This window comes from Microvirga brassicacearum (genome assembly GCF_008757455.1).
In the GTDB taxonomy this organism is placed as follows: Bacteria; Pseudomonadota; Alphaproteobacteria; order Rhizobiales; family Beijerinckiaceae; genus Microvirga; species Microvirga brassicacearum.
In genome coordinates, this window is the sequence record NZ_VCMV01000023.1 from 13,875 (window position 1) to 37,377 (window position 23,503).

The window sequence follows — 23,503 nt, forward strand, 5'->3', positions numbered from 1 at the left end:
CTCGCGCCCGCCCCTTACAAGGGGCCTTGATCATGAACAAAAACGACCTCCCCCTCAACGAACTCCAGGAACTGAGCGCCATCAAGCAGGCGGCGCTGAGCTATGTGACCGAGGCATTTGCCGAGGCCGAGTTCGATGGGCTCGATGCCGATTGCATGGCGCAGGCAGCCCTCTTTGCAGCCTTCATGGAACTCGTCGCCACCTATGGCGAGGAAGCCGTGGCCGAATACGCCCAAGGCCTCCCCGACAAGATCCGCAGCGGCGGATTCTCGACGGCGCTGAAGCACTAGGTCGACGCGCCGTTAGCGAGCGCTACCGGTTCTTCACATGATCTGCCGATTATGTGACATGCGCGTCATGAAGTGGCGCTTTCGGTTATTCGACGCCCGTTCGACAGCAACAAAAATGACCACGGACTTACTGTATGTCGGATGAAGACAGCGGCCAGAACGATCAGGAATATGGCTTCGGACATGAGCTGAGCTACCGGATCCACACCGGTCGTGAACGTGCGTTGATGATTCAAGGCCGCAAACCGCTGGCAGTCTTTTCCGACCTTGTGATCGAAGGCGAGGACGAGGCTGACGAGGATTTCGCGTCGCTGGTACAGTCCGGGGCAGTGGTCGAACGCGATGCTTCGGAAGCGTGGGAACCGTTCGTCATGCGAGGAAAACGTGTGATCGGTCGCAGAATGCGGCTCTACGCCTTACGCGACGAGGCCTGGCGAATTCCCGCCTATCTACTTCTCCAAAGGATTGGGAGAAAGGGCAGGTGGGACGACGCTCTCGAGCGCCTCACAGGTTCCCTTCTGGGTTACACGGACGAGCAGAATGAAGAATGGCTAGCTCGGCATCATCGAACACGTGCCGGTTGGGGTTGTTTTCCGCTCTACGCCATGACGACCGACGGCACTGTCGACGACATTGCCGAACTCGGCGGGAGGGCTCTTCCGAGAGGGTTCCTCGCCCAAGCCCGCCTGTTTTGCTCCGGCGAGCCTCCGACCCGTGCGGCACTCGATCAGTCGGGCCTCGGCTTCACCGCCGAGCAGCGGAACCTGGTGCGCTTTGGTGTGACAAAAGAGTTCTTTTTCGATTGCACAGAACGAACCCCGTCCGGCGATTTCATCTCTGTGTCGCCCCAGCCTGACGTCAGCACCAGCGATCTCAACAAGGCTCTCGCGACCGAGATCCAGACTTTCAGTCTTTGATAGACGAGGTTTACAGCCCCGCCCCCAACGTCTCCTCGAATCGCACCACCTCTCCTAGCGACGGTGCCTCCAATGTTCCGTCCCACATCACTACGATGCCGCGCACGATGGTGCCGACGGGCCAGCCGGTGACCTTCACGCCGTCATACGGGGTCCAGCCGCATTTTGAGGCGATCCAGTCGTTGGTGATCGTCTCGACGCGCCGCAGATCGACCACGGTAAAATCGGCGTCGTAGCCGACGGCGACGCGGCCCTTGCGGGCGATGCCGAACAGGCGCTTGGGGCCGGCGCTCGTCATGTCGACGAACCGTTCGAGCGTGAGGCGCGATGCGTTCACGTGATCGAGCATGATCGGCACCAGCGTCTGCACACCCGTCATGCCCGAGGGCGTATCGGGATAGGTTCCGGCCTTCTCTTCGCGCGTGTGCGGCGCATGATCGGAGCCGAGAATATCGGCGATTCCTTCATCGAGCCCTTCCCAGACGGCTTGCCGATGCGCCTCATCCCGCACCGGGGGATTCATCTGGATCAACGTGCCGAGGCGCTCGTAATCAGCCGGGCCTGCCAATGTCAGATGATGCGGCGTGACCTCGACCGACGCCACGTCCTTGTAATCCTTCAACAGCGCCATTTCCTGCGCGGTCGTCACGTGAAGAACATGGATCCTCGCGCCGGTTTCGCGGGCAATTCGCAAAAGGCGCTGCGTGCAGGACAAAGCGACCTCCGCCGAACGCCACACCGGATGCGAGCGCGGATCGCCTTCCACGCGCAGATGCTTGCGATCGCGCAGCATCTGTTCGTCCTCCGAATGGAACGCGGCGCGGCGGCGCGTGCGGCGGAGGATGTCGGCGATGCCCTCGTCGTCCTCGACGAGCAGCGAACCGGTCGAGGAACCCATGAACACCTTGATGCCGGCAGCGCCCGGCAGGCGTTCGAGTTCGGCCACCACGTCGGTGTTCTCCTGGGTGCCGCCGACCCAGAAGGCGAAGTCGCAATGCATGCGATGATGTCCGCGCCGGACCTTGTCGGCGAGCGCCTCGGGCGTGGTGGTCTGCGGATTGGTGTTGGGCATCTCGAACACCGCCGTCACGCCGCCCATGACGGCGGCGCGGGAGCCTGATTCGAGATCCTCCTTGTGATCGAGTCCCGGCTCGCGGAAATGCACCTGCGTGTCGATGACGCCCGGCAGGATATGCAAGCCGCGACAATCGACGATGCGGGCGGCGGATGCCCGGGACAGGTCGCCGATGGCGGCGATCCTGCCGCCGCGAACGCCGACGTCGCGCTCGGCGCGGCCGTCATGGTTCACCACGGTGCCGCCTTTGAGGATCATGTCGAAGGATTGGGCCATTGCGATCTATCCCTTGAGGCCTGGGCCATCCGCGCCTATGTCACGTAACGCGTAACCGGAGCGGGATATGCCTTCAGTGCATTTGGTCGATCGTGGCGTGGTAAGGGTCTCCGGCGACGACGCCAAGACTTTTCTCGATGGCCTCCTTACCTGCGATCTCGACAAGGTGACGCCGGAGGCGGCCCGATTGGGCGCGCTGCTGACACCGCAGGGCAAGATCCTGTTCGATTTCGTCGTGTTCGAGGCGCCGGCCGATATGGGCGGTGGATACTGTCTCGATGTCCTGACGGTGCATGCGGCCGATCTCGCCAAGCGCCTCGGTTTCTACAAGCTGCGCGCCAAGGTCGCGATCGAGGATCTCTCGGGCAGCCTCGCGGTGATCGCCGGATGGGACGCGCCGAGGCCTGCGGATGATTCCGGCCTCGTCAGTGCCGATCCCCGCCTCCCGGATCTGGGCTGGCGGGCCATCGTGGCGCTGGACGACGCGCCGGATCTCGCAACCGGAACGGCGCAGGAGTACCACGGGCGCCGGATCTCGCTCGGGGTGCCTGAGGGCGGCCGCGACTTCCTGTTTGGCGATGCGTTCCCGCACGAAGCGCTGATGGATCAACTCCACGGGGTCGATTTCGACAAGGGCTGCTATGTCGGCCAGGAAGTCGTGTCCCGCATGGAACATCGCGGCATCGCGCGCACGCGAATCGTGCCGGCGGTTTACGAGGGCGGTTTCGCGGCCGATATCGGCGTCGAGGTGATGGCGGGCGAAAAGACGCTCGGCCGGACCGGCACGGGCGCGAACGGGCGCGGATTGGTCATGATCCGCCTGGACCGGGCGGCAGATGCCCTCGCGGCCGGACAGACGATCCGCGCTGGCGGCATACCGATCACGCTGGAGAAGCCCGGCTTCGCAACGTTTGCCTTTCCGGGCGAGCCGGTGACCGCGGGCTAGAATCGATCCATCGCCGCGATTGATGCGGCCTGTGACCAATTCTCATTGGTACGAGGGCGTGGGATTCCGTTAGGGTCGAACCCTCAAACGCCGATGGAACCGCCATGTATCAGCCGCCGCATTTCCGTGAAGACCGCCTCGATATCCAGCACGCGCTGATCCGCGCGCATTCGCTCGGCCTGCTCGTGACGATGGGAAGCAAGGGACTGACGGCCAATCCGATCCCGTTCTCGCTCTATCCGGACGCCTCGCCCAACGGGACCTTGCGCGCTCACCTGTCGCGCGCCAACCCGCAATGGCAGGATTTTGATGCGGGTTGCGACGCCTTGGTGATTTTCCAGGGCGTCGAGACCTACATCACGCCCTCCTGGTACGAGACGAAGCGCCAGACCGGCAAGGTCGTGCCGACCTGGAACTATGCCATCGTCCAGGCCTATGGACCCATGACCGTCAGAGACGACCCGGATTGGGTGCTGGCGCAGATCCGCGAGTTGACGTCCCATCATGAGGCAAGCCGCTCGGAACCTTGGGCGGTCGAGGACGCGCCGGATGCCTTCGTGGCGGCGCAGCTGAAGGGCATCGTCGGCATCGAGATCCCGATCAGCCGAATCGAAGGCAAATGGAAGGCGAGCCAGAACCGGCCGGAGGCGGATCGACGCGGCGTCAGCGAGGGTCTGCGCGAGGCTGCCGACGACGCCTCGCAGCGGATGGCCGAACTTGTGGAGACGCTCGGCGCAAAGGCCTAGCTTTTCCCTCTCACCGCCTTTCCGTGTGCGGCCGATCCGGCTACACCATGGCCATGACCGATGGCCTGATCCTTCACCCCGACAACAAGACCCGCTGCTGGTGGCCGGGAACGGACCCGTTCTATGTCGCCTATCACGACACCGAATGGGGCGTGCCCGAATTCGATGACCGCGCCCTGTTCGAAAAGCTGATTCTCGACGGCTTTCAGGCCGGGCTGTCGTGGATCACGATCCTGCGCAAGCGCGAGAATTTCCGGCAGGCCTTCGCGGGCTTTGATCCGGCCATCATCGCGCGCTTCGACGATGCGCAGGTCGAAGCCCTGATGCTCGATCCGGGGATCGTCCGCAACCGGTCGAAAATCATCGCCACCATCGCCGGCGCCCGGGCCTGGCTCGCCATCCAGGAACGCCGCGGCTTCTCGGAATATCTGTGGGACCACGTCGATGGACGGCCCGTCCAGAACAACCTGAAAAGCCGCGCCGATGTGCGGCCCGAGACCGAAATCTCGCGCCGCATTTCCAAGGCGCTCAAGGCTGAAGGGTTCAACTTCGTCGGTCCGACCATCGTTTACGCGTTCATGCAGGCGGTCGGCATGGTCAACGATCATCTGACCGGGTGCTTCCGTCATGCGGAATGCGCGGCGATCGCCGAGACGCTCTGATGGCGAAGGAGCCGCGCGTCTGGCAGCGCATGCTTTCGGGACGCCGGCTCGACCTGCTCAACCCCTCGCCGCTGGACGTGGAACTCGACGATATCGCCCACGGCCTGGCGCGGGTGGCGCGCTGGAATGGCCAGACGGTCGGGCCGCACATCTTCTCCGTGGCACAGCATAGCCTGCTGGTGGAAGCCATCGCCGAGCACCTCGATCCGGCCATGTCCCGCGAGTGGCGGCTTGCGGTGCTGCTGCACGATGCGCCCGAATATGTGATCGGCGACATCATCTCGCCCTTCAAGGCGGTGATCGGGGATGTCTACAAGGTGATCGAGGAGCGGCTGCTTGCGGCGATCCACCTGCATTTCGGGCTGCCGGCGCTGCCGGCCGCGGTGCTCAAGCGCTTCATCAAGCGCGCCGACCGGCAGGCAGCTTTTCTCGAGGCGACGCGGCTCGCCGGTTTCGGACGGGAGGAGGCGATGAAGATTTTCGGCCGTCCGGTGCCGCTTCCACGACAGGTCCAGCCCCTGCTCGAGCCGTGGGCGGTTTCGCACGCGCAGCACATGTACCGTCAACGCGTCGCTGCGCTTACAGTCGCGCCTCCCTGATGCAGCCATGGGAGCGTGCTATCCTGGCCGTCAGAAAATTCCGAAGAGACAAGTACCATGCCTACCCTCCACGTTTGTTCCCTCGCCCGCCTGCACGATACGGTGGCGCAAACCCGCGCCAGCCACATGGTGACGCTGATCAGCACCGGCTCGCTTGTCGAACGCCCGGCCTCCATCCTGGCGGACCGACACCTCTTCCTCACCGTCAGCGACATCATCGAGCCGCTGGAAGGGCACATTCTCCCTGCCGAGGAGCACGTCCAGACGCTCCTCTCGTTCGTGCGCGCCTGGGATCGGCAGAGTCCTCTCGTCTTCCATTGCTGGGCCGGGATCAGCCGCTCCACGGCGGCGGCCTATATTTCGGCCTGCACCCTCGCCCCCGACCGGGATGAGGCTGAGATCGCCCATGCGCTGCGTCTCGCCTCGCCCACCGCGACACCGAATGCCAGGTTCGTGGCGCTGGCGGACGATGTGCTCGGGCGGCGCGGCCGCATGGTGGCGGCGATCGAAGGCATCGGCCGAGGGGCGGAGGCTATGGAAGGAACGCCGTTCATGTTAACCCTTGGCAGGGCCTGATCCATCTCGAGGATGCCCGTTCCGTTGTTCTGACGCGCCGGGGGGCACGCCTTGGATGAACTGACGCTATTGGCGATCCTCCTCGTGTTGACAATTCCTGTCTGCGCCGTGACCGCCTTGTTTCTGGCGCTCGGCGCTCGCCGCTCGGCGGCGGCCTTGCGCCTGCGGCTGGAGGCGCTCGAAAACGAATTGCGGCGGAGCCGTGGGGCGATCGAACAGCCAATTGCAGGCGAGTCGCTGCCTCCCGCTGCTGCCGTGACTCCTCCGGTTGTCGAAAGTCTACCGCCCGAACAGCCCCGGACAACGCCGACTGTTCCGCCCATCGCCGCCGCGCCGCGAAAGGATTCCGGTCTTGAGGACCGGCTGGGCTCCCGATGGGCGGTCTGGGTCGGCGGCATCGCGCTGGCGCTGGGCGGCATTTTCCTGGTGCGCTATTCGATCGAGCAGAACCTGCTTGCGCCAGGCGTCCGCGTGATGATCGGTCTACTGTTTGCCGCCGGTCTCATCGGCGCCGGAGAGTGGCTGCGCCGGCGCGAGCGCGACATTTCGCTCCCGGGGTTCCCGTCGGCCAACGTACCGAGTGTCCTGACCGCGGCTGGAACCTGCACGGCCTTTGCGTCGATCTATGCCGCCTATGCGCTCTACGGCCTTATCAGCCCGGCAGCGGCCTTCGTGCTGCTCGGCGCAGTGGCGGTGTTAACGATGGCGGCAGCGATCCTCCACGGCCCTGCCCTGGCGGGTCTCGGCCTGGTCGGTGCCATGGGGTCACCGCTTCTGGTCTCGTCCCAGGAGCCGCAGCCCTGGGCGCTGGTGATCTATCTGCCGTTCGTGGTGCTGGCGGCGTACGGCGTCGCGCGCTTTCGCCGCTGGCGTTGGCTTGCGCTGGCGGCAGCGGGCGGCGCGCTCCTGTGGTCGCCGCTAATCGCGCTGGCGGACGAGCGCACGGTGCTCCCCCTCATGGTGCACCTCGCCCTCCAGACCGCCTTCGCGGCGCTGTTTCTTGTGGCCGATCCCTATCGCTCCACCGCGGACGGCGAGGCCCGCATCGACTGGCCGGCGAGCCTCGTGCTGCTGCTGTTCTCGCTTGGGAGCGTGCTGACGGCGAGCGCCGTGGAGGCCGGCTCCGCGCGGCCGATTTTTGCCGGGATCGTCGCGCTCGTGCTGCTCGCGACGGGCTTCCGGTTTGCTGCGGCAGCACCAGCCGCCGCCATTGCGGCGTTCACAGTGATCGGCACGCTTCTGGTCTGGCCCATTGCCCGTGACGTCGCGGGAAATCCGGAGAATATCTTCTATATGAGCGGCGATATCTTCGCCGTGCGCCCGGATGCGCTCGCGGCTTATCTGATTTTCGCCTGTGTCCTCGTTCCCCTCGTCTCCGCCGCATCCCTGCTTCGGCTGACCTTGGCCGGGCAGCTGCGGCTGCCGATCGCCGCATGGTATGCGGGAACCGCGGCCGTGACGCCCCTGCTCGCACTGGTCGCCGCCTATTGGCGCATCGCTGGACTTGAACGCGATCTCTCGTTCGCCCTCGCGGCAGGCCTTCTCGCCCTCGCCTTCGTGTTCGCCGCGACGCGCCTTCGCCAGCGCGGCGATGAGGCCGGCGAGACCATCCGTCTCGGCCTCGGCGCGGTTGCCGCCGCGGCTCTGGGAGCGCTCGCCCTCGGCCTCACTTTCGTGCTCGACCGAGGCATGCTGACGGTCGCCTTCGCGTTGACGGCGCTCGCCACCGCCTGGATCTCCGAACGCCTCACGATTCCGGCCCTGCGCTACGCGGTCGGCGCCCTCGGGCTCATCGTGCTCGGGCGGTTGATCTGGAGCCCCACCATCGTCGAGGGCAATCCCGGCCCGATTCTCGTCAACTGGCTGCTTTGGGGCTACGGCATTCCGGCCGTGTCGTTTTTCCTCGCCAGCCGCTGGCTCGAGCGAAGCGGCCGCGACCGGATCGTCCAGCTCACCGAAAGCCTGAGCTTTGTTTTCGCCACGTTCCTGATCTTCTTTGAGATCCGCCACGCGCTGCACGCGGGCGACCCGCTGGCGGTCGATTTCGGTCTCGTCGAGGCCGGCCTCATCGCAACCGAGACCCTGGCGTTCGGCGTATTGCTGACCCGGCTGGACCTGCGAAAACCGGATCTGGTCTATCGCTGGGGTTCGCTGATCCTTAAAGGCCTGTCGCTTGCGATCTGCATCGGCGGTCTGTTGATCGGCCAGAATCCCCTCTTCACCGGCCAGCCTCTCCAGGGCAGCGTCGTCTTCAACGCCCTGATTCCGGCCTACCTGCTGCCGTCGCTGATCGCGATCCTGCTGGCGCTGGCCGAGCGCGGCAACAAGCCGCCCTTCTATTCCTGGACCTCCGCCATTCTCGCCCTCGCCCTCCAGCTCGCTTATGTTTGCCTTCAGATCAGGCGCGTGTTTCAGGGCCCGGAACTCGGCTTCTGGCGCGGCGTCACGCAGGGCGAGCAATGGAGCTATTCGCTGGCGTTGCTGGTCATCGGCATCGCGCTTTTGGGCATCGGCTTGCTTCGCGATATTCGCTTTGCCCGCCTGGCCTCGGCGGTCTATCTTGTGCTCGCCGTTCTGAAGGTATTCATCGTCGATCTGGCCAATCTGGAAGGCGTGATGCGGGCCCTGTCGTTTATCGGCCTCGGGCTGGTTCTCATCGGCATCGGCCTCGTTTATCAGAGGCTCCTCACGCAACGACCCGGCCGCCCAGCCGCCTCCGGCTAGGGCTGCGGCGGATTCAAAACCAGTGAACGGACCAGCATGACCGACCAATCCCCCCTCACCGAGCTCCCCTTCGAGAAGGCCCTGGCCGAACTCGAGGATATCGTGCGGCGGTTGGAGCGCGGCGATGTGCCTCTGGAAGATTCGATTGCCATCTACGAGCGCGGCGAAGCCCTGAAGAAGCATTGCGAGGCGCTCCTGAAGAAGGCCGAAGCCCGCATCGAAAAGATCAACCTCGGCCCGGATGGAAAAGCCGCCAGCGTGTCGCCGCTGGATGTGGAAACCTAGATTCGCTGAGAAAACGGCCGAGCTTGCGGTTTGACCCGGTCCTTTTCCCACCCTATTTCCATTGATTGGCCCGTTTCGAGGGTCTGAGCGAGAGTACGATTTGTCCACGCCCCTTCTCGACACCATCGTCACCCCGGAAGATCTCCGGGCCTTGTCGGAAAACCAGCTGCGACAGGTTGCCGACGAATTGCGCACCGAGACTATTTCAGCGGTGTCCGTGACCGGAGGACATCTGGGCGCAGGGCTTGGGGTGGTCGAGCTGACGGTGGCGCTCCATTACGTGTTCGATACGCCCCGGGATCGCCTGATCTGGGATGTCGGTCATCAGGCCTATCCGCACAAGATTCTGACGGGGCGGCGCGACCGCATCCGGACCTTGCGCCAGGGCGGCGGGCTGTCAGGCTTCACTAAACGCTCGGAGAGCGAGTACGACCCCTTCGGTGCGGCGCATTCCTCGACCTCGATCTCAGCCGGCCTCGGCATGGCGGTGGCGCGAGATCTCGACGGGCGTAAGAACAACGTCGTGGCGGTCATCGGCGACGGCGCCATGTCGGCCGGCATGGCCTATGAAGCCATGAACAACGCGGGCGCGATGCACTCGCGGCTGATCGTCATTCTCAACGACAACGACATGTCGATTGCGCCGCCGACCGGCGCCATGTCGTCTTATCTGGCGCGCCTCGTCTCGGGCGGCACTTATCGCGGCTTGCGCGAGACCGCCAAGCAGTTGGCCAAGAAGCTGCCGAAGTTTTTCTACGAGAAGGCGGCGCGCGCCGAGGAATATGCCCGCGCATTCTGGACCGGCGGCACGATGTTCGAGGAACTCGGCTTCTACTACGTCGGACCTATCGACGGCCACAACCTCGACCACCTGTTGCCGATCCTGAAGAACGTGCGCGATTCCGGCACGGGCCCGATCCTGGTTCACGTGGTGACCAAGAAGGGCAAGGGCTACGCACCCGCCGAGGAGGCCCCGGACAAATACCATGGCGTCGTGAGCTTCGATGTGGTGACCGGGGCGCAGGCCAAGGCCAAGGCGAATGCGCCGTCCTACACGAAAGTGTTCGGCGAGAGCCTCATCAGGGAAGCCGCGAAGGACGACAGGATCGTCGGGATCACGGCCGCCATGCCCACCGGCACCGGCATCGACATCTTCAGCAAGGAATTTCCGGCGCGGACCTTCGACGTGGGCATTGCCGAACAGCATGCGGTCACCTTCGCAGCCGGCATGGCGACGGAGGGCTACAAGCCGTTTTGCGCCATCTATTCGACATTCCTGCAGCGGGGCTATGACCAGCTGGTCCACGATGTGGCGCTGCAGAACCTGCCCGTCCGCTTTGCGCTCGACCGCGCCGGGCTGGTCGGTGCGGATGGGGCGACCCATGCGGGCTCGTTCGACGTGGCCTATCTCGGCTGCCTGCCCAACATGGTGGTGATGGCCGCCGCCGACGAGGCCGAGCTGGTGCATATGGTGGCGACCGCGGCAGCTTATGACGACGGGCCGATCGCGTTCCGCTATCCGCGTGGCGAAGGCATCGGCGTGGACATGCCGGAGCACGGCGTGCCGTTGCCGATCGGCAAGGGCCGCATCGTGCGCCAGGGAAACCGCATCGCCATCCTGACGCTCGGCACGCGCATGTCGGAGGCCCTGAAAGCGGCCGAAGATCTCGAGGCGCGCGGCCTCTCGACCACCGTGGCGGATGCGCGGTTTGCAAAGCCCCTCGACGAAGAGCTGATCCTCCGGCTGGCGCGTGACCACGAAGTGCTGATCACGGTCGAGGAAGGCTCGGTGGGCGGTTTCGGCTCCTACGTGCTGAATCTTCTGGCGGAAAAAGGGGTGCTCGATCGCGGCACCGTGAAAGTGCGTTCAATGGTTCTGCCGGACGTTTATCTCGACCACGACAAGCCCGAGCGCCTTTACGCCAAAGCCGGACTCGATGCGGCAGGGATCGTCGCCAAGGTGTTCGAGGCGCTTGGCCATGAAACGCCGCATCAGGCCCGCGCCTGAGGTATCAGACCGTCAGCCTGCCGGCCTTCGCCGCCGCATAGCGTTCGCCGATCCGGTTCCAGTCGAGCACGTTCCACCACGCTTTCAGATATTCGGGCCGGCGGTTCTGATATTTGAGATAATAGGCGTGCTCCCACACATCGTTGCCCATGAGAACGCGCTTACCCTCCATGAGCGGCGTGTCCTGGTTGGGCGTCGCCACGATGCCGAGTTTGCCGGCACGGTCCACGGTGACGAAGACCCAGCCCGATCCAAACTGCTTTTCGCCCGCTATGTCGAAATCGCGCCGGAATGTCTCGAAGCCGCCGAGATCGCGATCGATCGCCGCTTGAAGCTCACCCGTCGGCTGCCCGCCCGCTCCTCCCATGATCTGCCAGAACATGGTGTGGTTGGCATGGCCGCCGCCATTGTCTTGGATCGCTGTGCGAATCGGGGCCGGCACCTTCGACAGGTTTTCCAGCAGGTCCGGAAGCGCCATTTTGGACAGGTCGTCGTGCTGCGCGAGCGCTTCGTTGAGATTTCGGACATAGGCCGCGTGGTGCTTGTCGTGATGCAGCTCCATCGTCATGGCGTCGATATGCGGTTCATTCTTGCTGTTCGGGTAGGGCAAGGGATCGAGCTTGAAAGGGCCGGCGGGGGCTTGCGCGAAGGCGCGCGGGATGGCAGCGCTGGCAGCGAGGGCGACGGTTCCCGACAAGATCATGCGGCGGCTTATCATCTGAATGCTTTCCTTTCCCGGGCTGGCGGCAGAGAGGAGATGCCCACTTCGACTACTTTGTTCCGGCTCTGAGGGATTGTGAAGGACGTGAACCACAAGCGAGCCGACGTGACATTGGTCGAGCGCGGGCTTTTTACGAGCCGGGCCCGCGCGCAGGAAGCGATTGCGGCCGGGCTGGTGATCGTGAACGGCACCGTGGTGCGAAAAGCCTCCGAGATGATCGGGGAGGACGCGGTGATCTCCGCCGAGCACCCCCATCCATATGTGTCGCGTGGCGGCGTGAAGCTCGCGGCGGCTCTCGATGCTTTCGGCATTAGTCCCGAAGGCTGCATCTGCGTCGATCTCGGCGCCTCGACCGGCGGCTTCACGGAGGTTCTGCTCCTGCGTGGCGCGGCTCACGTCTATGCGGTCGATGTGGGGCACAGCCAGCTTCACCCCAAAATCGCCGCAGATCCGCGGGTAACCAGCCTCGAGAGCACGGACGCGCGAAAACTCGACGCGGCGCTGATCCCGCAGCCGATCGATCTTCTCGTGGCGGATGTGAGCTTCATCTCGCTCAAACTCGTCCTTCCCGCCGCAACGGGGCTGCTGAAGTCCGGCGCGGCGCTGGCGGTCTTGGTCAAGCCGCAATTCGAGGCGGGACGCGACCGCGTGAAAAAGGGTATCGTGCGCGATGAGGCCGTGCATCGCGCCGTTTGCGACGATATGACGAAGTTCATTGCCTCGCTGGGATTAGCCCCACTGGGCCTGGTACCGTCCCCCATCGAGGGCGGCGACGGCAATCGTGAATTTTTGTTGGGAGCGCGCCTTGGCTGAACAAGTGACGATCACTCGCCTCGGCGCGAAGGCGGACGGGATCGCCGAGACTGCATCCGGTCCGCTCTTCGTGCCCTTCGCGCTCCCCGGCGAGACTGTGACCATCGAACGAGAGGGCGCGCGCGCGCATCTTGTCAGCGTCGATGTCCCATCGCCCGAGCGTGCAGTTCCGTTCTGCCCCTATTTCGGCGAATGCGGCGGCTGCGCCACGCAGCACATGCGGCACGATTTCTATCGCGCCTGGAAGCAGGGAACCTTGGCGCACACGCTGCACCAGGCGCGTCTCGACGTGCCGCTCGAGCCGATGATCGATGCGCATGGCGAGGGCCGCCGCCGCCTGACCCTGCATGTGCGGTTCCCCGATCGCGAAATGCATGTGGGCTACATGGCGGCTCGCAGCCATCACGTGGTCGATATCGACCATTGCCCGATCGCCGTTCCGGCCCTGCAACGGCAGGCGCCTCTCGTTGCCCGCGCCATCGGCAGGCAATTGGGTGCTGGCCGCAAGCCGCTCGACGTGCAGGTCACGGCGGTCGAGACCGGCCTCGATGTCGACGTGCGCGGCCATGGGCCGCTGAACGCGAAGGACCGCCAGCGCATGATCGCTCTTGCGGCTGATCTCGATCTGGCACGGTTGTCGATCCACGGCGAAGTTCTGGTCGAGCGCCGACCGCCGGCTCTCACCATCGCGCGCTCGTCCGTGGTGCTGCCGGCCGGCTCCTTCCTGCAGGCGACGCGCCTCGGCGAGGAAAGCCTTGCGTCGATCGTGCTCGATGCGTGCAAGTCGGGGAAGCGCGTGGCGGACCTGTTTTCCGGGTGCGGGCCCTTTGCGCTCCGGCTGGCGGAGCGGATCGCCGTTCACGCGGTGGAAACCGACAAGGCCGCCGTGGCGGCGCTGGAGCGCGCTGCCCGTGCGACGCCCAACCTGCGTGCCGTGACGACGGAGGTGCGCGACCTGTTCCGTCGGCCCCTGCTGACCCCGGAACTGAATACGTTCGACGCAGTCGTGATGGATCCGCCGCGCGCCGGCGCGGAAGCACAGGCGCAGCAGCTTGTCGCCTCGAAGGTGCCGCTGGTCGTCAGCGTCTCGTGCGACGCGGGCACGTTCGCCCGCGATACGGCGATCCTGCAGAGTGGAGGTTTCAAGCTGGAGCGCGTCTATCCGGTGGACCAGTTCAGTTTTTCGCCGCATGTGGAAATCGTCGGCATTCTGCGCCGGGACGTGGTGAAGAAGCTGTCGCGTAACACATAAGGTGTGACTGTAGACGCATAAGGTGAGACTAGCCGGGTGTAAACCCTCGCTATGCTGCTGCTGACTCAGACAGCGCTGTGACTGTAGCTATTGAGCCAAGATTAAGACTGGTATTGTCCCATAAAATGAGACCAGATGACATCGATATCGCGGATTAAGTCCGCGATGGCCAGCTGATCGAACCGCGTCCGTCCGCGTCAGCAGATCTTGCGGGACAAAGCAGCGTGGAACTCAAATATTCCGGAGCTTACGCATTGTATTTCAGAGTATAAAGTTAATGTCGCGAATTAAGGCGAAATACTGGTCTGCGATTCCACGATGCTGACCTCGCGGAAGCGCTCGCTGACGGACGGCTGTGGATCGAGTCGCAACCTGATCGCGCGCCGGGCGGCTCCCGCGCCGAGGCCGATTTCGCGGAGTTGCCGGAGGACGGAAAGGCCCAAGCCAAGCGTCGCCTGTATTATCTTCGGGATTGGAACGGTTGGGCATCGCCGTCGTCAGCAAGCCACTTGTCAAAGAAGCTACGGCCGAACTCGCTCGTAAGATCGGCGATCGAGCTCCCTCCTACGCCTCGATTTGTCGGTGGCGCAACGGCGCGGGACAGCGCAATAAACTCCGCCATCTCGTTGACCGGCAGGAGGACAAGGGCAATCGAACGGAACGGTGGCCAGCCGAGACCCGCTCGTCGATGGTCTCATGGACGAGCGCGGGTCCAACTTCGCCTGCAGAAGGTAGAAGTCATCTTGATCGACGAGTTCCATCACGTCGTGGAGGCGAGCGGAGAGCGAACGCTGAACAAAGTCGGCGATTGGCTGAAGCAACAGAGCAAGCGCACTAACATCCCTCTGGTCCTGACCGGACTACCCCATTCTGCCTCTGTGCTGGAGATCAACAAACAGTTCGCTCGCATCTGTCCTTACCGGTTCAGCCGCGCGTCCTTCGATTGGCAAGACTCTGATCGCCGGCGGGCGTTTCGGCTGTTCCTTGCCCAACTCGATGCCGAACTTCCATTCGATGATTGGTCGTGCCTGGGTGACACCGACAAGGCGCGTCGAATCTATCTTGCGTCAGACCGCCATCTCGGCAACCTCATGCTGTTAGTTGATCCGCAAGTCTGCGGTACGGGCGAATGATCGCGGTGCGTCCTGCATCGAAAAAGGATCCATGATGTCGATGACCATCGCGCCGGGCTTGTAGCCCTCAAGCTCGGTCTCGCCGGCCAACGTACCTTGAGGACGATATCGGCATCCCTGACAGCGTCCCGTCGTGTTTGGCGCGAGACGGCGCTGCCGCCTCATATTCGGCATCCGGCACCGCCGCCTTCGCGCCGGCGCCCGACTGGACCACCACGTCGGCGCCTAGGGCTTTGTATTTCTTGACGGTTCTCGGGAGTGGCCGCGACGCGGCTGCTTTGCCGGCTCGAACTGATCATAATAAACGCCGCGCACCAGAAGCGGCAGCTCCGCGCCAAGATGCGTTGAAAGCTCGACCGGGATTCTATCACGGAGTTTGTGCAGCACCACAGAGAGTACCTTCCAAGCCACTTTGCGATCGGGACCGAGCTCGTCCGAGATTTCCTTGAGCCAAAGATTCGTCGCCTGAAGCGTCTTATCGACAACGTCGAGACCGGATGTGCTCATGCGGAGATCCTCGCTACGGACGATCCTCGCCGAGTCACTCGCGGCCATGCTAGCTGTTCCCCAAAAGATCCTTACTCGCGTCGCAGTCTCATGGCGACCAGTGAGCGTTGACGGTTTTTGGGGGACCAATTGGACTGCGAGATGTCATCCCATTGGTAATTGTTGCCCACTTTCGCATAGAGGTTCGGCCCGTCAGACCTGGATTGGCCGGGTTTCTGGCATCGCAGCCAGCGCGAGGATCAGCGGCATGAGGGCAATGCCGGCGAGGATCAGGAAAGCTGCGTCGTAGCCAAACCATACGACGGCAAATCCGCCCGCCGCCTGGCTGAGCGATCCGCCGATCCCCTGGATGGTGCCGACCAATCCGCGGGCGACATTGTACCGGCCCGTCCCGTGCATGATATCCGCCACCAGAAGGGGCAGCAGCGCATCGAAGAGGCCGATCCCGACACCATCGAGCACCTGAACGGCAATCAGCCACACCGCATTCTCGGACAGCGTGAACAGGATTCCGCGCAGCACCAGGGCTCCGATCGCAAAAGTCAGGAGGGGTTTGCGTCCGATCGTGTTGGCGCGTGCGACGAGGAGCGAGACGGGAACCATCACCAATTGCGCGACGATGATGGCGGCCGAGGTCAGGGCCGCCTCGCGACCCGGATGAGCGAGCGCGAGTTTCTGGCTGACGAGCGGCAGCATCGCCGCATTGGCAAAGTGGAAAAGCCCTGCGACGACGGCCAGGATCAGAAGCGGCCTGCATGTCAGCAGCGTCCGCCATGCGCTGGATGCCGGCGCGGTCGGCATGTGCGGCGGCGCCCATCCCCGCGCTTGTCCGTGATCGATGGCGGAGCCGGGGATGGAGAGCACGACCAGCACCGTCCAGAACGCAAAGAACGGAACGAGGTAAAAGACCGCTCGCTGTCCGAACATCGTCCCGACGGCCGCAGCGAGCGCCGCGACGAAGAGGTTTCCGGTTCGATCGAACGCCGCGTTCCGCCCCAGTCGCGCGGCGAATTTCTGCAGACCCACCAGCCCCAGCGTGATCGCCGCCACGGTTGGTGCCAGAACAGCCCCGAGCACCGCCATGACGATGTCTGCTGCGAGCACCACAGGCAGGATGGGCGCGCCCGCGATGGCAAGCGCAGAAGCAGAGAGGGCGATCACCCCCGTGATGATGAGGCCGCGCTTCGCCGGCGTTGCGTCGATCAGGGCTCCGATGGGTGTATGTGCGGCGATGCCGATCATGCCGCTCACGGTCAGGACGAGTCCGATTGTCGCCTGGTCCCAATGTGCCACCGTAAGGAGAAACACGCTCACATAGGGTCCCAGCCCACCCCTCACGTCCGCGAGGAGGAAGTTCAACCAATCGAGTGCTGCTTTGTGAGACATATGCCCTCTGAGCGGGGTCACGAGCCTCGAACCGCCACTTCCGCCTGCCGGTTAACGCCAACCGGCTCGCCGAGATGCGGAGGAGGTTCGCGGATGCGAATTGCCCAGGTTGCTCCTTTGGCCGAATCGGTTCCGCCCAAGCTTTCCGGCGAAGGCAGCGAGCGGCCGTTCCTCCGACAGCGCGAACCATGTGGGCGTTTTTCGCGGCGTGGTGTCCGCGTACCGGCAGAACGACGTGAATGGCACCAGGCAGCGAAATTCCGGCTTCAGCCACCCCCGCCAGTACGGGCTCTTGGTGTTGCGCACGCCGTCCGGAGATGTGGAGATGTCTTGTCAATATCACAGGGCGGGCTCGTGGCGCCGTTGAACGATTGGGTTTTGTCGGACGCCGCATGGACGGCACCTTACAAGGTAGGGCCGTCCGCCTTGCCGGTGCGCGTCAGCTCGCTCTCGTCAATCAGCCAAGCCAAGGTATATTTGTCCGGATAAGTGCCATCACCACTGGCATCGAGCGCTAGTTGGACGGGCTCGGCGCATACGGTTGAGCGCTAACGCTTGCGAAGACGATTGGTGGATTGACGGGCTCGGAGGACTTCGCCCGCTTCCTGGAGCATGTGCCTGGCTGCTTCGCTTTCGTCGACGACGGCGAGCTTTCCGCGCCGTTGCCCAACCCAGCCTATGACTTCAACGATGATGGGCTGCTCTACGGGCGCTCGCTTCCATGCCGCCATCATCCGACAACGTTTGCTGCCAGTCTGATCGCCACAGGGCCGACGCATCGGACCTCACGAGATATCGCCTTAAGGGCTGCAACGGGTCAGAGTTTGACCTTCGCTCGCAGTGAACGTCTGCTTATCGACAGTAAGCCGAAGCCGACGAGGATCGTACTTCGGAAATGTGCCGAAACAGACATTGTAGGCACGCCGCGGTTATGTCCGCTTTGCGCCGCATTGCGGTCGTCAGAAAAGGTCAGCGTAACGCCTCAAAGCGGACGCCCGGGGATTGAGAGATATCGGTCTTAGCGTGGGCCAATGGCCACTCCGACCGGAGGCGTGGAGGTCTGGCTTTACTCGCACCAGCGTCGCTAAGCGCCCAGCGGCGGTTTACACCGCTTCTGGCAGACTAGGGCATTGTCGCTATCTCGGCTTCGGGAAACTTCCATTCGCCATTGAGAACCGCTGCCTTGGGCCGATACAGCCGGACCATGTAGTTCCATCCATCGGTAATCGGCAGGCAGTTCTCGACCTTGCCATCGCAGCCCCCGAACTGGATCGCGACGGAGCCATCCGAGCCCTTTTTGGCCGTGATGTCGTTGAGCGTGTAGGCATTCTGGAGATTTGGCTCATAGTAGCCCTTGGCGTCATAGACGCTGACCGACCAGAAGCCTTGTACAGGCACATCCTTGACGTCGAGCCGGTAGATTGTCTTGCCGTCGTTCTTGGTTGGAAAGACGTTCAGATAGAGCGCGTCTTTTTCAGGATTGCCGCCCCAGGCCGAAGCCGAGCCTATCAGGCGTCGGACAGGGTCAACCTCGTCCTTGGGACCGAACATTCCCGATGTATCGGGGAGCGTCGAACTGAGCGCCACCAGCGCGTCGCGAACAATTTTCTGGCTCGCGGCATCCCACCTCGGCACCTCGAACTTTCCCGGGCCACCCGGCTGATCGACTTCGATCGCATCTTGCAGCGCATGAACCGCATCGAGATCCTCTGGGTCGTTCGGATCCACCAGGGTCCGAACGGCGGCCACCACATAACGGGTGCCGATCTTCTCCTTGGACAGGGTATGGGTGCCCGGCTCATAGATCACTTCGGGCGTATACTGGTCCTCGTCGATAATCTGCATCGACATGAACCGCTTGCCTGCATCCGGCAGCGTGACCGTCACCGGCCCGGCATCGAGATCGAAAACCGCCGCGGAATAGAGTGTGTCACGGTTGAGACGGATGACGGCTTGGTTGTCGATCGGGGCCGGTTCGCGGTGATGGAAGAAGGCACCGATACCCCCGTCCTTCACGATGCCGGCGAAGTAGAGGTCGCTTTCGGCGCGGGGAAAGTTATCGACACTCACCGGAACGGTGTCGCTCGACTGCGCGTAGGCCGCGCCACAAAGAAGCATCGAGGCCGTAAGCGAAATCACGAAATGTCTGGGACTCATAGACGTTTCCTTACTTTTCCGAAGTCATGAGCGGGGCTTTCCATCTGCCGTCGAGAGCGGTCTCTTTGGGCCAGTAGAGCCTCATGACGGCGAAGAACGGTCCTGAAGGAGCAGGCAACCAGTTGGTTTCCTTCTCGGGGCCGGGTGTCCCGTGCTGCACATATAAGGTGATGCTCCCGTCCGGGTCGCGCTTCAGGCTGTCTAGCATCGCCGAGTTGATGAGATAGCGGTCGAGCGAATTGGCAGAGAGCAAGCTCGACGGCAGCTCATAGAGAGTTAACGACCAGAAGGCGTTGACGGGCGGAAGCTGTTCTGGACCGAAGCGCAGCGTGTAGCTGTCAGCTCCAGTCAAGGGCTTCATCGCGGCATCGACGAAATAGGCCGGATAAAGCGCCTCATCCTTCGAATTGCCATAGATGCCCAGCACCGCGCCGGACATACGGGCGAGATAGTTGCCGTTCAGAAACTGACGGGTACCGAACCCGTCCGCGCTGGATTGCTTCCCTGTATCGACCTCCGTCTCCTTGTAGTTCTTGAAGGTCGCCCAGGCGTCGGCCATGCCGGCCCCAACTGCCTTGGCCAGCTCTGGAGAAAGGTTCTTAGCGTCAAAGGTACCCCTGCCGTCGATGCCAAGTTTGGCAAAGCGAGCCCTGGCCTCAGTCTCGGCAGAATTGATCGGCGCGAATTGCAGCGCGAAGTCCAGCACATTGAAGAACTCCGGCGACGTCTTTTCTGCATCCGGTGTGAGAGGTTTGATGAAGTCGACGGGAGGAGGTGCGGGCGGTGCCGGCTGTCCGAGGAATGCCGAAAGCGGCTCGACCTTGTAGCCGGCCTGGATCGCCTCGACCTTATCCATATCCGCGGCATCGAAAAGCTGCGTCCGATAGAGCACGAAGGCAAACTCTGTCTCCGAGCGGATCACGGCCTTGATGCCGGTTGGCGTCTCGCCCTTCCAGTTCGGTCCGGCAAGCAGGAAACGGCCCGCCTCATTGCCGGTCGCTCGGCTCCCCACGTAATCGAAATTGAAGGTGTACATGTCGATGAACTGGAGCGAATAGTAACGCTCATTCTCGACGGCCGGAACGGTCAGGACGAGTGGCTCGGCCCGGAGATCGGCACCAAGGAAGGAGTAGGGGGTGTCGGAATTAGGCGTCTGGATCGACTTGTCGGCCGGCGTGTAGACGCGCGCAGTGTTGCTCAGCGTGTTCCACGGAGCCTTGTATTCAGCGCCTACCTTGTCGACGAAGTAGGAATATTGAACCCGGTAGCTATCGACGATCGGAAAGCCGTAGATGTAGGCCTCCTTGGCAATCGCCTGGGCCGTCTCAGGGGCCAGCGATTGAGCGCTTGCGTTGCCAGCCACCGTGAGGGTTGTAGCGACCAGTGCGAGACGCCAAACGGCCAAGATTGCTGAAAAATTCATCCGCCACCTCGTACCTGACTCTGCCCCAAGCGATCTCTCGCACAGCTTTGCTGTACCGAAAAGGGCTTAACGGTATCTTGTATTTCAACAATGGATCCCGCGACGCTCGCATTGCTGATGACCTGCTGACTCCCGCTGGAAGTCCGGAGTACGCCGTCACAGCTCAATGTCGGCCTTTGCGGTTTCAGCAATCGAGAGCGGACCGACCGTTCACGGCCCTCTGCGTCGAGGCGGATGATTATGGCTGGACCTCAGATGGTCAGCTACGGCATCCGTCATCCAAGGCCTGCGCGAGGTTTCGGCAGACGGTCATGCTGGCCGCATGAGGTCACGCGGGACTTCCGCCGGCATTCTGTCTCCAAGTTGAATTTGCGACAGAACCCTCATTTGCCCTATTCTTTTGCTCTGACGCGATGCCTTCAGTGAACCCGTCAGGTTCAGGACGGTTCCCGTCAACCGGGATGGGGACTATATGATTTTGACGGATGACATTGCCACGACTGGCACTCAGTGCGTTCTTCCCACGGAAGCAGACCCGGATGACCCGGACGCGGCGTTCGCTCTAATCGATTCAGGCGCCCGCGAGGGTGTTGCAGGAGCGCTGCTGACGATCACCGGCATTCTCGGCGGGGCTCCGAGAGCAGTGGGGACGCAGATGGCCGTGCTGGCCGACGGCCGCTATTGTGGGCAGGTCTCGGGCGGATGCGTCGAGAGTGCCGTCGCAAGCGTTTCGTTGAGGTGCCTGGCCAGAGGTCGCGACGAGAACCTACGGTTCGGCGCAGGCTCGCCCTTCTTGGATGTGAGACTGCCGTGCGGAGGTGGGATTGATCTCCACGTCCATGTCCAGCCGGACCTTGATGTCGTCCGAGAGGTAAGACGGAAACTTCGGTCACGCGAGCCATTCTCGATCGTGCTCTCTCCGGATGCACCAGAGCCACTGAAGATTGCGGGTTCAGTGATTGGGGCACGAAGTGGAACACGAGAAGGTCGCTTCATCCGGCACTTCCATCCTCCGACGAGACTGTTGTTGAACGGAGACGGTCACGAAGCTGCAACGCTCACTCGCCTGGCAGTCGCTGCTGGTATTCCCACGACGCAACTCCTGCCTTTCCGGGGAGAGGCGAACAGAATCGCTGTCCTAGAGGGGAGCCCAGCCTTCTCAGATCGATCTAACTTCACTGACCTTTCCATCGATCCTTTTACCGCAGTGGCCTTTCTCACGCATGACGTGCTTCAGGAAACCGAGTTGTTAAGGGCCATTACGACCCTAAAGCCCTTCTATATCGGAATGCTGGGGAGCAAAAGAACGCATGCTCGAAGGATATCGGAGCTCAGGAACGCCGGACTCGGCGAGGCGGACATCCAGAGCATCCGCGGTCCCATCGGCCTGTTCGGCCCCACCCGCACCGCTGCGGACCTCGCCATTTCCGTGCTCGCAGAGATCGCTGACGCGCGATTGAGGCTCGACGGATAGTGGCCACGCTGCGATCAACGTCGGTCGTGGTGCTCGCTGCCGGATTGTCCCGGCGCTACGGGGCATCCAACAAATTGCTCGCGAGTTTCGGCGGGAAGCCGCTGGCGATGCATATTGCGCAGACGCTTGCTGATCTTCCCTTCAGTCGACGCATCGCCGTTTGTGCTGAGGACGATCTTCGACTGGCGGATCTCTTCATTGAGCGCGGGTTTGAGATCGCCAGGAATGCAAATCCCGAACGCGGCCAAGCGTCCTCGCTCTCTATCGGCGTCAGGACGGCGGCCAGGACAGGGCCGGAAGCAATCGTCATATGTCTTGCCGACATGCCCTTCGTCCCCGCGTCCGTTGTCAAAAGCCTCGTCCGAATGATCGGGAAAGCCGACGCAGCTGGAATCGTGGCAACCGCGGGTGTTCACGCGTGTGTCGCCGGTCCGCCCGCGATCTTCGCCCGCGCCCATTTTCAGTCGTTGATGTCGCTTGAAGGCGATATGGGCGCCCGTGCGTTGCTACGCGCCGCGCGTATCTTGCCCGTTCCTGACGAATGCCTGGCGGACTTTGACACACGCCAGGACTTTACCACCTGAGATCTGCGTCAGCGAGCAGCAGGCTTCTCAGCGCTGCCTAGTTCCCGCCGAGCACCAAGGCGGGGGCCCCGCCCATTGAGACCACCTCTCGCAGAAGCACTGCTTCCAAACGCGTGGCCTTCGCATTTGGCCGCACAAGATCGTACTTGAGAAGTTTCGTGTCCGTGCCTTGAGCGGAGGCGCCACTGACCAAGAGCTCTGAGCCTCTTGTCGTGCTCGTCGTGGCCACGCGCGTGCCTGCAGGCCCGCCGAAAGGAGCGAAGCTGGCGATCTCCCGAAACACGGCGCCTTGGCCATGCTGCGCAGGGCTGTGCAGATACATCGACGGCCCGCCATCGAGCGCAGACCCGCTGGAAAAGACCTTTACCGTTCCCTTGTCGGCGAGTTGGCTGACCACGATTCGCTTGGCGCCGCCGAGCGCTCCCGCAAGCCAACCGGTCGTTAGCGAAACACCACCGCGATACTCCGGGCCGAACGGTGAAAACGCGGCGGTGTTCTCCGGCTGGCTGGGTTCGCCACCATGCATCCGGCCATGCGCGGCACCGTGCGCGGCGCCGGGAATGGGCTTCAGAAGAGAGAAGGCGAAGACCTTGACCTCGGCGGGGCTCCCCGCTCCGGGGGCGGTGACAATGCTGTTGCGGCCGGTTGAAAAATCGACGAATCCAGTCGCAAGACTGACGCCGGACGTATCGCCGGCATACGGCACGAATGTCGAGAAGAGCGCCGGAGCGGTTCCGACCGACGTAGGCAGGGACGCACTGTAAACTCTGACCTCACTCTTCGCCCCGGGGCCAGACCCGACGATGATGTTGTCGGAAGTCGAGCCATCGATCTGTGTCGCCGCCACGCTGATGCCCGCGCGCGCCTCGCTGGTGAAGACCGGGAACCGTGCCAATTCCGTTGCGAATACTGCCCGCCCATCCCGGCCCTTCCCCGAATAGGCGACCAC

21 protein-coding genes and 4 pseudogenes are annotated in these 23,503 nt (G+C 63.1%); 16 read left to right on the forward strand and 9 right to left on the reverse strand.

Going from position 1 to position 23,503, the window contains the following annotated elements:
• The first annotated feature begins 32 nt into the window (after positions 1–32).
• Both FEZ63_RS14810 and FEZ63_RS14815 read left to right on the forward strand, forming a co-directional pair.
• The gene (locus FEZ63_RS14810) at positions 33–290 is read left to right on the forward strand and encodes a hypothetical protein (RefSeq protein ID WP_150945788.1); all 258 of its coding nucleotides are present in this window, start codon (positions 33–35) and stop codon (positions 288–290) included.
• A gap of 134 nt (positions 291–424) precedes the next feature.
• Positions 425–1,207 carry a hypothetical protein gene (locus FEZ63_RS14815; RefSeq protein ID WP_150945791.1) on the forward strand — a complete coding sequence of 261 codons (783 nt, stop codon included), beginning with the start codon at positions 425–427 and terminating at the stop codon, positions 1,205–1,207.
• A gap of 10 nt (positions 1,208–1,217) precedes the next feature.
• Here the strand turns inward: FEZ63_RS14815 and FEZ63_RS14820 are convergent, their stop codons facing one another.
• A complete protein-coding gene (locus FEZ63_RS14820; RefSeq protein WP_150945792.1) occupies positions 1,218–2,558 on the reverse strand; it encodes a dihydroorotase in 1,341 nt (446 codons plus the stop codon).
• A 67-nt stretch (positions 2,559–2,625) separates the two neighbouring features.
• Here FEZ63_RS14820 and ygfZ point away from each other — a divergent pair, with 67 nt between their 5' ends.
• From ygfZ to dxs, 8 genes are all read left to right on the forward strand, one after another.
• Complete coding sequence (ygfZ, locus tag FEZ63_RS14825) at positions 2,626–3,504, forward strand: CAF17-like 4Fe-4S cluster assembly/insertion protein YgfZ (RefSeq protein WP_150945794.1); 879 nt, start codon at positions 2,626–2,628, stop codon at positions 3,502–3,504.
• A 104-nt stretch (positions 3,505–3,608) separates the two neighbouring features.
• On the forward strand, positions 3,609–4,250 hold the full coding sequence (locus tag FEZ63_RS14830) for an FMN-binding negative transcriptional regulator (protein ID WP_150945798.1): 642 nt from the start codon (positions 3,609–3,611) through the stop codon (positions 4,248–4,250).
• A gap of 53 nt (positions 4,251–4,303) precedes the next feature.
• Positions 4,304–4,912, forward strand: a complete 609-nt coding sequence (locus tag FEZ63_RS14835) for a DNA-3-methyladenine glycosylase I (protein ID WP_150945840.1) — start codon at positions 4,304–4,306, stop codon at positions 4,910–4,912.
• Positions 4,912–5,511 (forward strand): HD domain-containing protein, encoded by a 600-nt coding sequence (locus FEZ63_RS14840; RefSeq protein WP_150945800.1) that lies wholly within the window; start codon positions 4,912–4,914, stop codon positions 5,509–5,511. The genes FEZ63_RS14835 and FEZ63_RS14840 overlap by 1 nt, the downstream gene beginning before the upstream one ends.
• Positions 5,512–5,568: 57 nt before the next feature.
• The gene (locus FEZ63_RS14845; protein ID WP_150945802.1) at positions 5,569–6,087 is read left to right on the forward strand and encodes a tyrosine phosphatase family protein; all 519 of its coding nucleotides are present in this window, start codon (positions 5,569–5,571) and stop codon (positions 6,085–6,087) included.
• 51 nt (positions 6,088–6,138) lie between these two features.
• Positions 6,139–8,811: a DUF2339 domain-containing protein gene (locus tag FEZ63_RS14850; RefSeq protein ID WP_150945804.1), complete on the forward strand. Its 2,673-nt coding sequence runs from the start codon at positions 6,139–6,141 to the stop codon at positions 8,809–8,811.
• Positions 8,812–8,847: 36 nt separating this feature from the next.
• A complete protein-coding gene (locus tag FEZ63_RS14855; RefSeq protein ID WP_150945806.1) occupies positions 8,848–9,096 on the forward strand; it encodes an exodeoxyribonuclease VII small subunit in 249 nt (82 codons plus the stop codon).
• Between the two features lie 100 nt (positions 9,097–9,196).
• Positions 9,197–11,104 (forward strand): 1-deoxy-D-xylulose-5-phosphate synthase, encoded by a 1,908-nt coding sequence (gene dxs, locus FEZ63_RS14860; protein WP_162419751.1) that lies wholly within the window; start codon positions 9,197–9,199, stop codon positions 11,102–11,104.
• 4 nt (positions 11,105–11,108) lie between these two features.
• On the opposite strand, the gene FEZ63_RS14865 is transcribed toward dxs, so the two are convergent.
• A complete protein-coding gene (locus tag FEZ63_RS14865; protein ID WP_150945810.1) occupies positions 11,109–11,822 on the reverse strand; it encodes a superoxide dismutase in 714 nt (237 codons plus the stop codon).
• A gap of 87 nt (positions 11,823–11,909) precedes the next feature.
• Here FEZ63_RS14865 and FEZ63_RS14870 point away from each other — a divergent pair, with 87 nt between their 5' ends.
• The 3 genes from FEZ63_RS14870 (at position 11,910) to FEZ63_RS24970 (ending at position 15,023) form a co-directional block, all read left to right on the forward strand.
• Positions 11,910–12,638, forward strand: a complete 729-nt coding sequence (locus tag FEZ63_RS14870; protein ID WP_150945812.1) for a TlyA family RNA methyltransferase — start codon at positions 11,910–11,912, stop codon at positions 12,636–12,638.
• Positions 12,631–13,890, forward strand: coding sequence for a class I SAM-dependent RNA methyltransferase (locus FEZ63_RS14875; protein ID WP_150945814.1), 1,260 nt, complete (start codon positions 12,631–12,633; stop codon positions 13,888–13,890). The genes FEZ63_RS14870 and FEZ63_RS14875 overlap by 8 nt, the downstream gene beginning before the upstream one ends.
• Before the next feature lie 626 nt (positions 13,891–14,516).
• Positions 14,517–15,023, forward strand: coding sequence for a TniB family NTP-binding protein (locus FEZ63_RS24970; RefSeq protein ID WP_275552351.1), 507 nt, complete (start codon positions 14,517–14,519; stop codon positions 15,021–15,023).
• 67 nt (positions 15,024–15,090) lie between these two features.
• On the opposite strand, the gene FEZ63_RS25670 is transcribed toward FEZ63_RS24970, so the two are convergent.
• The 4 genes and pseudogenes from FEZ63_RS25670 to FEZ63_RS25675 all read right to left on the reverse strand — a co-directional run.
• Positions 15,091–15,240 (reverse strand): hypothetical protein, encoded by a 150-nt coding sequence (locus tag FEZ63_RS25670; protein ID WP_338042219.1) that lies wholly within the window; start codon positions 15,238–15,240, stop codon positions 15,091–15,093.
• Positions 15,241–15,284: 44 nt separating this feature from the next.
• A pseudogene (locus FEZ63_RS14890) lies at positions 15,285–15,530 on the reverse strand (DUF2267 domain-containing protein); the annotation flags it as partial.
• Between the two features lie 192 nt (positions 15,531–15,722).
• Positions 15,723–16,916, reverse strand: coding sequence for an MFS transporter (locus tag FEZ63_RS14895; protein ID WP_150945820.1), 1,194 nt, complete (start codon positions 16,914–16,916; stop codon positions 15,723–15,725).
• A gap of 144 nt (positions 16,917–17,060) precedes the next feature.
• A pseudogene (locus FEZ63_RS25675) lies at positions 17,061–17,222 on the reverse strand (SOS response-associated peptidase); the annotation flags it as partial.
• 269 nt (positions 17,223–17,491) lie between these two features.
• On the opposite strand from FEZ63_RS25675, the pseudogene FEZ63_RS25680 reads away from it, so the two are divergent.
• Positions 17,492–17,675: pseudogene (locus FEZ63_RS25680) on the forward strand (amidohydrolase); the annotation flags it as partial.
• Between the two features lie 363 nt (positions 17,676–18,038).
• Here FEZ63_RS25680 and FEZ63_RS14910 read toward each other — a convergent pair.
• On the reverse strand, positions 18,039–19,073 hold the full coding sequence (locus FEZ63_RS14910) for a DUF1254 domain-containing protein (RefSeq protein WP_150945823.1): 1,035 nt from the start codon (positions 19,071–19,073) through the stop codon (positions 18,039–18,041).
• Between the two features lie 10 nt (positions 19,074–19,083).
• Complete coding sequence (locus FEZ63_RS14915; protein ID WP_150945825.1) at positions 19,084–20,496, reverse strand: DUF1254 domain-containing protein; 1,413 nt, start codon at positions 20,494–20,496, stop codon at positions 19,084–19,086.
• A gap of 472 nt (positions 20,497–20,968) precedes the next feature.
• Here FEZ63_RS14915 and FEZ63_RS14920 point away from each other — a divergent pair, with 472 nt between their 5' ends.
• Positions 20,969–21,970 (forward strand): XdhC family protein, encoded by a 1,002-nt coding sequence (locus tag FEZ63_RS14920; RefSeq protein ID WP_150945827.1) that lies wholly within the window; start codon positions 20,969–20,971, stop codon positions 21,968–21,970.
• On the forward strand, positions 21,970–22,554 hold the full coding sequence (locus FEZ63_RS14925; protein WP_162419753.1) for a nucleotidyltransferase family protein: 585 nt from the start codon (positions 21,970–21,972) through the stop codon (positions 22,552–22,554). The genes FEZ63_RS14920 and FEZ63_RS14925 overlap by 1 nt, the downstream gene beginning before the upstream one ends.
• Positions 22,555–22,591: 37 nt before the next feature.
• Here FEZ63_RS14925 and FEZ63_RS24975 read toward each other — a convergent pair.
• Positions 22,592–23,503 (reverse strand): annotated as a pseudogene (locus tag FEZ63_RS24975) (copper oxidase); the annotation flags it as partial.

Bases quoted from the DNA above. Each gene is read 5' to 3' on its own strand.
- ygfZ (WP_150945794.1), top strand. From the start codon at position 2,626: ATGCCTTCAGTGCATTTGGTCGATCGTGGCGTGGTAAGGGTCTCCGGC.
- FEZ63_RS14845 (WP_150945802.1), top strand. From the start codon at position 5,569: ATGCCTACCCTCCACGTTTGTTCCCTCGCCCGCCTGCACGATACGGTG.
- FEZ63_RS14865 (WP_150945810.1), bottom strand. From the start codon at position 11,822: ATGATAAGCCGCCGCATGATCTTGTCGGGAACCGTCGCCCTCGCTGCC.
- FEZ63_RS14915 (WP_150945825.1), bottom strand. From the start codon at position 20,496: ATGAATTTTTCAGCAATCTTGGCCGTTTGGCGTCTCGCACTGGTCGCT.
- FEZ63_RS14910 (WP_150945823.1), bottom strand. From the start codon at position 19,073: ATGAGTCCCAGACATTTCGTGATTTCGCTTACGGCCTCGATGCTTCTT.
- FEZ63_RS14840 (WP_150945800.1), top strand. From the start codon at position 4,912: ATGGCGAAGGAGCCGCGCGTCTGGCAGCGCATGCTTTCGGGACGCCGG.
- FEZ63_RS14835 (WP_150945840.1), top strand. From the start codon at position 4,304: ATGACCGATGGCCTGATCCTTCACCCCGACAACAAGACCCGCTGCTGG.
- FEZ63_RS14830 (WP_150945798.1), top strand. From the start codon at position 3,609: ATGTATCAGCCGCCGCATTTCCGTGAAGACCGCCTCGATATCCAGCAC.
- FEZ63_RS14820 (WP_150945792.1), bottom strand. From the start codon at position 2,558: ATGGCCCAATCCTTCGACATGATCCTCAAAGGCGGCACCGTGGTGAAC.
- FEZ63_RS14815 (WP_150945791.1), top strand. From the start codon at position 425: ATGTCGGATGAAGACAGCGGCCAGAACGATCAGGAATATGGCTTCGGA.
- FEZ63_RS14895 (WP_150945820.1), bottom strand. From the start codon at position 16,916: ATGTCTCACAAAGCAGCACTCGATTGGTTGAACTTCCTCCTCGCGGAC.
- FEZ63_RS14810 (WP_150945788.1), top strand. From the start codon at position 33: ATGAACAAAAACGACCTCCCCCTCAACGAACTCCAGGAACTGAGCGCC.
- FEZ63_RS14855 (WP_150945806.1), top strand. From the start codon at position 8,848: ATGACCGACCAATCCCCCCTCACCGAGCTCCCCTTCGAGAAGGCCCTG.
- FEZ63_RS14920 (WP_150945827.1), top strand. From the start codon at position 20,969: ATGATTTTGACGGATGACATTGCCACGACTGGCACTCAGTGCGTTCTT.